Annotated in this window: 9 protein-coding genes; all 9 read left to right on the forward strand. The window is 71.1% G+C overall.

Annotation, left to right across the window (positions count from 1 at the left end):
* Positions 1-4: 4 nt before the first annotated feature.
* The 9 genes from trpC (at position 5) to pyk (ending at position 12,438) form a co-directional block, all read left to right on the forward strand.
* The gene (gene trpC, locus VGJ24_RS17045; protein ID WP_331501834.1) at positions 5-787 is read left to right on the forward strand and encodes an indole-3-glycerol phosphate synthase TrpC; all 783 of its coding nucleotides are present in this window, start codon (positions 5-7) and stop codon (positions 785-787) included.
* The gene (gene trpB, locus VGJ24_RS17050) at positions 784-1,992 is read left to right on the forward strand and encodes a tryptophan synthase subunit beta (RefSeq protein ID WP_331501835.1); all 1,209 of its coding nucleotides are present in this window, start codon (positions 784-786) and stop codon (positions 1,990-1,992) included. Before trpC ends, trpB begins: the two co-directional genes overlap by 4 nt.
* Positions 1,989-2,783: a tryptophan synthase subunit alpha gene (gene trpA, locus VGJ24_RS17055; RefSeq protein WP_331501836.1), complete on the forward strand. Its 795-nt coding sequence runs from the start codon at positions 1,989-1,991 to the stop codon at positions 2,781-2,783. Before trpB ends, trpA begins: the two co-directional genes overlap by 4 nt.
* Before the next feature lie 10 nt (positions 2,784-2,793).
* On the forward strand, positions 2,794-3,429 hold the full coding sequence (locus VGJ24_RS17060; RefSeq protein ID WP_331501837.1) for an SCO family protein: 636 nt from the start codon (positions 2,794-2,796) through the stop codon (positions 3,427-3,429).
* A 16-nt stretch (positions 3,430-3,445) separates the two neighbouring features.
* Positions 3,446-4,384 carry a prolipoprotein diacylglyceryl transferase gene (gene lgt / locus VGJ24_RS17065; protein WP_331501838.1) on the forward strand — a complete coding sequence of 313 codons (939 nt, stop codon included), beginning with the start codon at positions 3,446-3,448 and terminating at the stop codon, positions 4,382-4,384.
* Positions 4,385-4,495: 111 nt separating this feature from the next.
* Positions 4,496-4,732, forward strand: a complete 237-nt coding sequence (locus tag VGJ24_RS17070) for a hypothetical protein (protein WP_331501839.1) — start codon at positions 4,496-4,498, stop codon at positions 4,730-4,732.
* Positions 4,733-4,927: 195 nt separating this feature from the next.
* The gene (gene gltB, locus VGJ24_RS17075; RefSeq protein ID WP_414691112.1) at positions 4,928-9,472 is read left to right on the forward strand and encodes a glutamate synthase large subunit; all 4,545 of its coding nucleotides are present in this window, start codon (positions 4,928-4,930) and stop codon (positions 9,470-9,472) included.
* On the forward strand, positions 9,465-10,922 hold the full coding sequence (locus tag VGJ24_RS17080) for a glutamate synthase subunit beta (protein ID WP_331501841.1): 1,458 nt from the start codon (positions 9,465-9,467) through the stop codon (positions 10,920-10,922). The genes gltB and VGJ24_RS17080 overlap by 8 nt, the downstream gene beginning before the upstream one ends.
* A 70-nt stretch (positions 10,923-10,992) precedes the next feature.
* Positions 10,993-12,438, forward strand: a complete 1,446-nt coding sequence (gene pyk, locus VGJ24_RS17085) for a pyruvate kinase (protein WP_331501842.1) — start codon at positions 10,993-10,995, stop codon at positions 12,436-12,438.
* The last annotated feature ends 94 nt before the right edge of the window (positions 12,439-12,532 follow it).

The raw sequence follows: 12,532 nt of genomic DNA on the forward strand, positions 1-12,532 counted from the left end.
CCTCATGTCCGTGCTCGACGACATCGTCGCGGGCGTGCGCGAGGACCTCGCTCGACGGCGGAGTGAGACGTCCGAGGCCGACCTCCGCGCGCGGCTGCTCGACGTACCGCCGCCGCGTGATGCGATGCCGCACTTCCGGGCCGCCGGCTCCTCGGTGATCGCCGAGATCAAGCGCCGGAGTCCGAGCAAGGGCGACCTGGCCGACATCCCCGACCCCGCGATGCTGGCCGCGGCGTACGAACGCGGGGGAGCCGCAGCCGTCAGCGTGCTCACCGAGGAACGCCGGTTCGGCGGCAGCCTCGCGGATCTCGACGCCGTGCGGGCCGCGGTCGGCGTTCCGGTGCTGCGCAAGGACTTCGTCGTCGACGGCTACCAGCTCCTCGAGGCGCGCGCCCACGGCGCCGACCTCGCCCTACTGATCGTCGCCGCGCTGCCGGGCGACCTGCTCGACCGGCTGTACGACGCGGCCCGCGAGCTGGGGCTGACGCCCCTGGTCGAGGTGCACGACGAGCCGGAGGCCGAGCGAGCCGTCGCGCTGGGTGCCGGCCTGGTCGGGGTGAACGCGCGGAACCTGAAGACGCTCGACGTCGACTCCGCGACGTTCGGCAAGCTCGCGCCGCTGCTCCCCGACGACGTGGTCACCGTCGCCGAGAGCGGCGTCGGCTCCGCCGACGACGTACGCCGCTACGTCGGCGAGGGGGCCGACGTGGTCCTGGTCGGCGAGGCGCTGGTCAAGGACGGCGACCCCGAGGGCGCGGTCCGGGCGATGACCGGAGTTGTCCGGTGACTCGCTGGGACGCCGACGAGCGCGGCTGGTTCGGTGGCGAGGCCGACGGCTGGGGCGGGCGCTACATGCCCGAGGCCCTGGTCACGGCGCTCGACGAGCTGACCGTCGCCTGGCACGCGGCGATGGCCGACCCGACGTTCACCGACGAGCTCGCGACCATCGGCCGCGAGTACGCCGGGCTGCCGAGCCCGCTCTACGAGGCGACCCGGCTGTCGGAGCTGGCGGGCTGCCGGATCCTGCTCAAGCGCGAGGACCTCAACCACACCGGTGCGCACAAGATCCGCAACGTGCTCGGCCAGGCGCTGCTCACCCGCCGGATGGGCAAGACCCGGGTGATCGCCGAGACCGGCGCGGGGCAGCACGGGGTCGCCAGCGCCACCGCCGCGGCGTACTTCGGTCTCGATTGCACCGTCTACATGGGCTCCGTCGACGTGAAGCGGCAGGCGCTCAACGTCGCCCGCATGCGGCTGCTCGGCACCACGGTGGTCCCGGTCGACTCCGGCAGTGCGACGCTCAAGGACGCGATCAACGAGGCGCTGCGCGACTGGGTCGCGTCGGTCGACCACACGGCCTACCTGTTCGGTACGGCGGCCGGGCCGCACCCGTTCCCGAGCATGGTCCGCGACTTCACACGCAGCATCGGCGACGAGGCGCGGGCGCAGTGCCTCGAGCAGTACGGCGTGCTGCCGCGCGGCGTCGTGGCCTGCGTCGGCGGCGGGTCGAACGCGATCGGGCTGTTCACCGCGTTCCTCGACGACGACGTCGAGATCCACGGCTTCGAGGCCGGGGGAGACGGGTTCGAGACGGGTCGTCACGCCGCGACCATCCAGGCGGGCGATCCAGGGGTGCTGCACGGCGCCCGCACCTACGTCCTCCAGGACGAGGACGGCCAGACCATCGAGTCGCACTCGATCTCCGCGGGGCTGGACTACCCCGGTGTCGGCCCTCAGCACGCCCACCTGGCCGCGTCCGGGCGCGCCGCGTACACGTCGGTGACGGATGCCGAGGCCATGGACGCGTTCGCCCTGCTGAGCCGGACGGAGGGGATCATCCCGGCCATCGAGTCGGCGCACGCGGTGGCCGGCGCGCTGCAGGTGGCCAAGGACTACGGCCCCGACGACATCCTGCTGATCAACCTCTCCGGGCGCGGCGACAAGGACATGGGCACCGCGGTCGAGTGGTTCCACCTGGGGGAGGCCCGGTGAGCGTCTCGATCGCCTTCGAGAAGGCCCGCGCCGACGACCGGGCTGCGCTCGTCGGCTACCTCCCGGCCGGCTTCCCGAGCGTCGACGGCGCGATCGACGCCCTCAGGGCGATGGTCGAGGCCGGGTGCGACGTGATCGAGGTGGGGCTGCCCTACAGCGACCCGGTGATGGACGGGCCGACCGTCCAGGCCGCGGCCCAGCGCGCCCTGGACGCCGGGGTGGGCACGCGCGACGTGCTGCGCACCGTCGAGGCCGTCGCCGCGACCGGGACGCCCACGCTCGTGATGACGTACTGGAACCCCGTGCAGCGGTACGGGATCGAGCGATTCGCAGCCGATCTGACGAACGCCGGTGGGGCCGGCCTGATCACGCCCGACCTCACCCCCGACAGCGGCGGTGCGTGGATCGCCGCGGCCGACGCGCACGACCTCGACAAGATCTTCCTGGTGGCACCCTCGTCGACCGACGAGCGGATCACGATGACGACCGCGGCCTGCCGCGGCTTCGTCTACGCGGCCGCGGTGATGGGCGTGACCGGTGCCCGTGCGACGACCAGCGACCTGGCCGGGCCGCTGGTCGCTCGCGCGAAGGCGGTCACGGACACGCCGGTGGCGGTCGGGCTCGGCGTGAGCAACGGCGACCAGGCGGCCGAGATCGCGTCGTACGCCGACGGGGTGATCGTGGGCTCGGCGTTCGTCCGGTGCCTGCTCGACCACGACGACACCTCGCAGGCACTCGGCGCCTTGACCGCGCTCACCGACGACCTCGCCCGGGGAGTACGCCGTGCCTGAGCCTGGATCCGTGGAAGGCCGCCTGCTGCGCGACGCCGCCCGTCCACAGGTCCGGGCTAAGGCCGCGCTGCTCGTGCTCGTGCTCGTCCTGGGCACCGCTCTGAGCGCCTGCTCGAAGAGCTCCGCCGACACGTTCTCCGGAGCCGTACTCCACCAGCCCTACCACGTGCCGGCGACCGAGCTCACCGACACCGACGGCTCGCCGTACTCATTGGCGAACAGCACCGACAAGCGGCTCACGCTGGTGTTCTTCGGCTACACCCACTGCCCCGACGAGTGCCCGACGACGATGGCCACGCTGGCCTCGGCCATGCTCCAGCTCGACGACGCCGACCGGAGCAACGTCCAGGTTGTCTTCGTCACCACCGACCCGGCGCGCGACACCGGCCCGGTGATCCGGCACTGGCTCGACCACTTCTCGTCGTCGTTCGTCGGGGTCACCGGGTCACTCGACACGATCAAGAAGGTCGCCACCGACGTGGGCGTCCCGATCGCGAAGGGACGCCGGCTGCCCTCCGGCGGGTACGACGTCTCGCACGGCACGCAGGTCCTCGGCGTCGACGGCAAGGACACCGTGCCGGTCGTCTGGACGCTCGGGACCACCGCGCCAGAGTTCGCCCACGACATCCACCAGCTGCTCAACTAGGACCCGAGGCCTCCCTGTGACCCCGCTGTTCATCCCGAGTCCCTCCGAGGGTGTCTGGTACCTCGGCCCGCTCCCGCTGCGGGGCTATGCCCTGTGCATCATCGCCGGCATCATCGCCGCGATCTGGATCGGCGAGCGCCGCTGGGTCAACCGCGGTGGTCTCAAGGGCGAGGTCACCGACCTGGCCCTGTGGGCCGTGCCGTTCGGCGTCATCGGGGGCCGGCTGTACCACGTGATCACCGACCACGACCTCTACTTCGGTGCGGGGAAGACGCCGATCGACGCTCTGTACGTCTGGCGCGGCGGTCTCGGCATCTGGGGCGCCATCGCGCTCGGGGCCGTCGGCGTCTGGATCGGCGCGAAGAGCAAGGGCATCCGGGTGCCTCCGGTCCTCGACGCGATGGCACCCGGTGTCCTGATCGCGCAGGCCCTCGGCCGCTGGGGCAACTGGTTCAACCAGGAGCTGTTCGGCAGGCCGTCGACCCAGCCGTGGGCGCTGAAGATCGACGTCGGGAACCGACCACCCGGCTACGAGCAGTACGCCACCTTCCAGCCGACGTTCCTCTACGAGTGCATCTGGGACCTCGGCGCCTTCGGGTTCGTGCTCTGGGCCGACCGGAGATGGAAGCTCGGCCACGGCCGGGTCATGGCGCTCTACGTGATGGCCTACACGGCCGGCCGCGGCTGGATCGAGATGCTTCGCATCGACGATGTCGAGTACCAGCACGTCCTCGGGCTGCGGCTCAACGTCTGGACCTCGATCGTGCTCTTCGTCCTGGCCGCGACGTACTTCTTCGTGGTCGGTCGGACGCATCCCGGCCGCGACGCGGAGATCTACACCGAGAAGCGCCTCGCCGCCGACCGCGCCCTCGGTGCCGGGGAGGAGCCGTCCATCACGGACGTGGGGTCCCAACCCGGAGCCGAGCGAGAACCCGAACCCGAACCCCGCGACTGAGGCCGAGCCCGAACCCGTGGCCGAGCCGCGACCTCGCCGGCCGACGCCACTCGGCCGCCGACTGTGGGTGGACGCTTCAAAGATGCGGCTGCGCGTGCGACTGTGAGCGGTATGACCGACCCGGAACCCCAGACCCACTCGTTGTATCGCCTGCTCGACCAGAACCACGAGCCGTTGGACCAGGCCGAGTGGCCCAACGACGGTGAGGCGGTCGTCTGGGCCGAGCGGCACCGACGCGCCACCGGGGGCCCGTCGTTCCGGCGGATCGAGCGACGGGACGGCGACACCTGGACCTACGTGTCCGAGGCCGGGGCCTCAGCCCAGGACCGGGGCCCCGACGACGCCTGACCCGATCGCGCGCTTCGGCCCCGTCCAGGATGCCGGTGCCGCGACACGGGGTGTCCGTCCCTCAAGCAGCCTCCCGGCAGACGTCGTACCCCTTGCTAGCCTGACCGCGCTTGGGCCAACGCCGTCCCCTGCACGCCTCGCCCGATCGCCCGTACGTCGCAGACGCGGGCGCCGACGACGGGAGCAGAGATGCGGATGCTGCACTCGGGCCCACCCGCTCAGGGCCTGTACGACCCACGCTTCGAGCACGACGCCTGTGGGGTGGCCTTCGTCGCCACGCTCACCGGCGAGGCCAGCCACGACATCCTCCAGCAGGCGCTCACCGCCCTCCGCAACCTCGACCACCGCGGCGCAGCCGGCGCGGAGGCCAACTCCGGCGACGGTGCGGGCATCCTGCTGCAGATCCCCGACGCGTACCTGCGAGACGTGGTCGACTTCGAGCTCCCGCCGCTCGGCACGTACGCCGTGGGCACGGCGTTCCTGGACGGCGACGCCGACACCGTCGCCAAGACCCGTCAGCGGATCGAGGAGCTGGCCGACGAGGAGGGACTGACCGTTCTCGGGTGGCGCGACGTACCGGTCGACCCGAGCAGCCTCGGTGCGACCGCGGCCGGCGTGATGCCGCTGTTCAGCCAGCTGTTCCTCGAGGCCACCGGTCTCCGGATCACGGGGATGGCCCTGGAGCGGATGGCGTTCTGCCTGCGCAAGCGCGCCGAGCACGAGACCGACGTCTACTTCGGCTCGCTCAGCGGCCGGACGCTGCTCTACAAGGGCATGCTCACCACCGCTCAGCTCGACGCGTTCTACCCCGACCTCGCCGACGAGCGGGTCACGACCGCGCTCGCCGTCGTCCACTCGCGCTTCTCGACCAACACGTTCCCGAGCTGGCCGCTGGCCCACCCGTTCCGATACATCGCGCACAACGGCGAGATCAACACCGTGATGGGCAACCGCAACTGGATGCGGGCCCGCGAGGCGCTGCTGACCAGCGACCTGATCCCGGGCGACCTCGAGCGGCTCTTCCCGATCTGTACGCCGGGGGCCTCCGACTCGGCCAGCTTCGACGAGGTCCTCGAGCTCCTCCACATGGGCGGTCGCAGCCTGCCCCACTCGGTGCTGATGATGATCCCGGAGGCCTGGGAGAACCACCAGGAGATGGACCCGAAGCGCCGGTCCTTCTACGAGTTCCATGCCTCCCTGATGGAGCCCTGGGACGGCCCCGCCTGCGTCGTCTTCACCGACGGCTCCCAGATCGGCGCCGTTCTCGACCGCAACGGCCTGCGCCCCAGCCGCTACTGGGTCACCGACGACGGACTGGTCGTGCTCGCCTCCGAGGTCGGCGTGCTCGACCTCGACCCGGCGACGATCGTCCGCAAGGGCAGGCTCCAGCCGGGCCGGATGTTCCTGGTCGACATCGAGGAGCACCGGATCATCGAGGACGACGAGATCAAGGGCGAACTCGCCGCCGAGCACCCGTATGACGAGTGGCTCCACGCCGGCCTGATGCGTCTCGACGACATCCCCGAGCGCGAGCACGTGATCCACACCCATGCGTCGGTGACGCGTCGCCAGCAGGTCTTCGGCTACACCCAGGAGGAGCTGCGGGTCCTGCTCACCCCGATGGCCAACAGTGGTGCCGAGCCGATCGGCTCGATGGGCACCGACACCCCGATCGCGGTGCTCAGCGTCCGGCCGCGGCTGTTGTTCGACTACTTCGCGCAGATGTTCGCGCAGGTCACCAACCCACCGCTCGACGCGATCCGCGAGGAGCTGGTGACCTCGCTGGCCGGGACGATCGGCCCGGAGGCCAACCTGCTCGAGCCGACGCCGGCCACGTGCCGCCAGATCGTGCTGCCGTTTCCGGTGTTCGACAACGACGACCTCGCCAAGATCCGGCACATCAACCGCGACGGCGACATGCCCGGGTTCATCACGCACGTCAGCCGCGGTCTCTACGAGGTCGACGGCGGCGGCGAGGCGATGGCGCGGCGCATCGACGAGGTCTGCGCCGAGGTCTCCGCCGCCATCGCCGACGGCGCGCGGGTGATCGTGCTGTCCGACCGGCACTGCACCGCCGAGCTCGCTCCGATCCCGTCACTGTTGCTCACCGGGGCGGTCCACCACCACCTCGTCCGCGAGAAGACCCGCACCCAGGTCGGCCTGCTCGTCGAGGCCGGCGACGTGCGCGAGGTCCACCACGTCGCCCTCCTGATCGGGTACGGCGCGGCCGCGGTCAACCCCTACCTCGCCATGGAGTCCGTCGAGGACCTCGCCCGTGACGGCTACTACGTCACCGTCCAGCCCGAGGCCGCGGTCACGAATCTGATCAAGGGTCTCGGCAAGGGCGTGCTGAAGGTGATGTCCAAGATGGGCGTCTCCACCGTCGCGTCCTACACCGGTGCGCAGATCTTCGAGGCGGTCGGGCTCTCCCAGACCCTGGTCGACCGGTACTTCACCGGCACCGCCTCCAGGCTCGGTGGGGTGGGTCTGGACGTGATCGCCGAGGAGGTCGCCCGCCGGCACCGTACGGCGTACCCGCGCGGCGGGATCAGCCCGGCGCATCGCGAGATCGCGGTGGGCGGCGAGTACCAGTGGCGCCGGGACGGCGAGCCCCACCTGTTCGACCCCGAGACCGTGTTCCGGCTCCAGCACTCCACGCGCTCGCAGCGCTACGACGTCTTCAAGCAGTACACCGGCCGCGTCGACCAGCAGTCCGAGCGGCTGATGACGCTCCGCGGGCTGTTCCGGTTCAAGGACGCCGTCACCACCGGCCGGCGGCCCATCCCGATCGACGAGGTGGAGCCCGTCAGCGAGATCGTGAGGCGCTTCTCCACCGGCGCGATGTCCTACGGCTCGATCAGCGGCGAGGCCCACGAGACCCTGGCGATCGCGATGAACCGGATCGGCGGGAAGTCCAACACCGGCGAGGGCGGCGAGGACACCGACCGGCTCCACGACGCGGAGCGCCGGAGTGCCGTCAAGCAGGTCGCGTCCGGGCGGTTCGGTGTCACCAGCGACTACCTGACCAACGCCGACGACCTCCAGATCAAGATGGCCCAGGGCGCCAAGCCCGGCGAGGGCGGCCAGCTACCCGGCCACAAGGTGTACCCATGGATCGCCAAGACCCGGCACTCGACGCCGGGCGTGGGTCTGATCAGCCCGCCGCCGCACCACGACATCTACTCGATCGAGGACCTCGCGCAGCTGGTCCACGACCTCAAGAACGCCAACCCCTCGGCTCGCGTCCACGTGAAGTTGGTCGCCGAGGTCGGGGTGGGCACGGTCGCGGCGGGTGTCTCCAAGGCGCACGCCGACGTCGTCCTGATCTCCGGGCACGACGGCGGCACGGGCGCGTCGCCACTGACCTCGCTCAAGCACGCCGGTGGCCCGTGGGAGCTCGGCCTGGCCGAGACCCAGCAGACCCTGTTGATCAACGGGCTGCGCGACCGGATCGTCGTCCAGGCCGACGGCCAGCTGAAGACCGGGCGGGACGTCGTGATCGCGGCATTGCTCGGGGCCGAGGAGTTCGGGTTCGCCACCGCGCCGCTGGTCGTGAGCGGGTGCATCATGATGCGGGTCTGCCACCTGGACACCTGCCCGGTGGGCGTCGCGACGCAGAACCCGGTCCTCCGCGAGCGGTTCTCGGGCAAGCCGGAGTTCGTGGTCACGTTCTTCGAGTACATCGCGGAGGAGGTCCGCGAGCTCCTCGCCGAGCTCGGCTTCCGCACCCTCGACGAGGCGATCGGTCAGGTGCACGCGCTCGACATCACCCGTGCCCTCGACCACTGGAAGGCGGCCGGGCTCGACCTCTCGCCGATCCTGCACGTGGCCGAGGTGGGGGAGCAGTTCGCCGGCCAGGACCTCCGCCGTACCAAGGCCCAGGACCACGGGCTCGACCGGGCGCTCGACATCGAGCTCATCCGGATCGCCCGGCCGGCCCTCGAGGACGCCGAACCGGTCCGCGCCCAGCTCCCGGTCCGCAACGTGAACCGGACCGTCGGCACGATGCTCGGCCACGAGGTGACCCGGCGGTACGGCGCGGAGGGGCTGCCCGCGGACACCATCGACCTGACCCTGGTCGGGTCGGCCGGACAGTCGTTCGGGGCCTTCCTGCCCCGCGGCATCACGCTCCGGCTCGAGGGCGACGCCAACGACTACGTCGGCAAGGGCCTGTCCGGCGGCCGCCTGGTGATCCGGCCCGACCGGGCGGCCACGTTCGCCGCGCACGAGCAGATCATCGCCGGCAACGTCATCGGCTACGGCGCGACGTCCGGTGAGATCTTCGTCCGCGGGGGCGTGGGTGAGCGGTTCTGCGTCCGCAACTCCGGCGTCACCGCTGTCGTCGAGGGTGTGGGTGACCACGCCTGCGAGTACATGACCGGCGGCCGCGTGCTGGTGCTCGGCCCGACCGGGCGCAACGTCGCGGCCGGCATGAGCGGTGGCACGGCGTACGTCCTGGACCTCGACGAGGAACGGGTCAACCCGGAGCTCGTGGACCTCGGCCCGGTGCCCGACGACGTCGCCGAGGAGCTCCGGGCGCTCGTCGTACGCCACCAGGAGGAGACCGGGTCGGAGGTCGCGGCCGGGCTGCTCGCCGACTGGTCCGGAACAGTCGCCCGTTTCACCGAGGTGATGCCGCGCGACTACCGGCGGGTGCTGGAGGCTCGTGCCGAGGCGGAGCGCGACGGGCTCGACGGCGATGCGGTCGACAAGCGGATCATGGAGGTGCTCCATGGCTGACCCTCGAGGGTTCCTGCGGTACGACCGCGAGGTCGCCGAACGACGTCCCGTCGAGGAGCGCGTCCACGACTGGCGGGAGGTCTACCCCGGCGGACCCGGACGTGCCCTGCTGCCGATCATCTCGACGCAGGCGTCGCGGTGCATGGACTGCGGCATCCCCTTCTGCCACCAGGGCTGCCCCCTCGGCAACCTGATCCCGGAGTGGAACGACCTGGTCCACCGCGACGACTGGGACGGCGCGATGGGCCGGCTCCACGCGACCAACAACTTCCCGGAGTTCACCGGCCGGCTCTGCCCGGCGCCGTGCGAGACGGCGTGCGTGCTCGGGATCAACCAGGACCCGGTCACGATCAAGAACGTCGAGGTGGCGATCATCGACCGGGCCTGGGACTCCGGCTACGTCCGGCCGCGTCCGCCGGAGTGGCTCTCGGGCCGGACGGTCGCGGTGGTCGGATCCGGCCCGTCCGGGCTCGCCGCTGCCCAGCAGCTGACCCGGGCCGGGCACACCGTCGCGGTGTACGAGCGCGCCGAGAAGATCGGCGGCCTGCTCCGCTACGGCATCCCCGAGTTCAAGATGGAGAAGGCGGTGCTCGACCGCCGGCTCGACCAGATGCGACGGGAAGGCACGATCTTCCGGGCGGGGGTCGAGGTGGGCGCCGAGCTGACCGGCGACCGGCTCCGCGAGCGGTACGACGCGGTCGTGCTCGCCATCGGCTCGACGATCCCGCGCGAGCTGCCCGTGCCCGGGCGTGAGCTCGGCGGGATCCACCAGGCGATGGACTACCTCCCGCAGTCCAACCGCGCCTCGCTCGGCGAGGAGGTGGCCGACCAGGTCACCGCGGACGGCAAGGACGTCGTCATCATCGGCGGCGGTGACACCGGCGCCGACTGTCTCGGCACCGCGATCCGCCAGCGGGCGGCGACGATCACGCAGCTGGAGATTCTTGCGCACCCACCCATGTCGCGCCCCGGCCACCAACCCTGGCCCTCGTATCCCATGATCTTCCGCGTCTCCTCGGCCCACGAGGAGGCCGGCGACCGGGTGTACGCCGTGTCGACCCAGGAGTTCCTCGGGGACCAGGACGGCCGGGTCCGGGCGCTCCGGCTGGTCGAGGTCGACGCGTCGTTCCAGCCGGTGGACGGCACGGAGCGCGAGATCCCGGCCCAGCTGGTGCTGCTGGCGATGGGGTTCACCGGCCCGCAGCGCGCGGGCCTGGTCGAGCAGCTCGGCGTCGATCTCGACGAGCGGGGCAACGTCGCCCGCGACGCGTCGTACGCCGCGAGTGTGGACGGCGTCTTCGTCGCCGGCGACGCCGGGCGCGGCCAGTCGCTGATCGTCTGGGCGATCGCCGAGGGGCGGGCCGCGGCGGCCGCGGTCGACCGGTACCTGACGGGGGAGACCTCCTTGCCCAGTCCGATCCCGCCGACCGAGCGGCCTCTGGTCGTGTGACGGAGTCCTGACATTCTCCCTCCGCACGTCGGCACGTTTGAACGATCCAAGCCGCGCTAGGTTGAGTGCCGTGCGTAGAGCCAAGATCGTGTGCACGCTCGGCCCCGCCGTCGACTCCCCGGAGATGATCCTCCGACTGGTCGAGGCCGGCATGGACGTCGCCCGGCTGAACATGAGTCATGGCAACCACGACGACCACCGGCACCGGTACGAGCTCGTGCGACAGGCGTCGGACGCGACCGGCCACGGTGTCGGGATCGTGGCCGACCTGCAGGGTCCGAAGATCCGGCTGGAGACGTTCGCGGCGGGGAAGGTCAAGCTGGTCACGGGCGACGAGTTCGTGATCACGACCCGCGACGTCGAGGGGGACGCCTCCATCAGCGGTACGACCTACAAGGGCCTGCCGGGGGACGTCGCCGAGGGCGACCCGATCCTGATCGACGACGGCAAGCTCCGGCTTCGCGTGGTGAAGGTCGAGGACGACGCCGTGACCACACGGGTCGAGGTCGGCGGCAAGGTCAGTGACCACAAGGGCCTCAACCTGCCGGGTGTCGCGGTCAGCGTGCCGGCGATGTCGGCGAAGGACGTCGAGGACCTGCGTTGGGCTCTCCGGATGTCGGTCGACTTCATCGCCCTGTCGTTCGTGCGGTCTGCCGCCGACGTCGAGGACGTCCGCCGGATCATGCGCGAGGAGGGGGTCATGCTCCCGGTGATCGCGAAGATCGAGAAGCCGCAGGCGATCGACAACCTCGACGAGGTCATCGACGCCTTCGACGCCTTCATGGTGGCCCGCGGAGACCTCGGCGTGGAGTGTCCCCTGGAGGACGTGCCGTTCCTTCAGAAGCGGGTGATCGACAAGGCGCGGCGCAACGCCAAACCGGTGATCGTGGCCACGCAGATGCTGGAGTCGATGGTCAGCAACCCCGCGCCGACCCGGGCCGAGGCCTCCGACGTCGCGAACGCCGTCCTCGACGGCACCGACGCGGTGATGCTGTCCGGCGAGACCAGCGTGGGGGAGTACCCGATCGAGACCGTCGAGACGATGGCCCGCATCATCTCCTCGACCGAGGATCACGAGCTGGCCAAGATGGCCGCGATCGACTGGCAGCCACTCACCCGTGGTGGCGTGATCGCCAAGGCCGCCGCCGAGGTCGCGGACCGCGTGGATGCGAAGTACCTCGTCGCCTTCACCCAGTCCGGCGACTCCGCGCGCCGGATGTCCCGCTACCGCGGCCGGGTCCCGCTCCTGGCCTTCACCCCGGTGGCCAAGGTGCGCTCACAGCTGTCGCTGACCTGGGGCGTCGAGACGTTCCTGACCCAGGACGTCGAGCACACCGACGAGATGGTCCGCCAGGTCGACGAGGCGTTGCTCGAGATCGGCCGGGTGGACCAGGGCGACCTGGTCGTGATCATCGCCGGCTCACCTCCGGGGATCCCCGGCTCCACCAACGCCCTGCGCATCCACCGGATGGGCGACGCGATCAACGAGGTTGCGCCGGCCTATCGGCGGACGTGAGGCCTCCGGACGTCAGCCGATCCAGGGTTGGGTCGTCGTCCTCCCGGTGGCGCTATGGTTCAGCCTCCGTCGCCGGCCTTCGGAGAGGTGCATC

It is taken from the genome of Nocardioides sp. (assembly GCF_036493135.1).
Taxonomy (GTDB): Bacteria; Actinomycetota; Actinomycetes; order Propionibacteriales; family Nocardioidaceae; genus Nocardioides.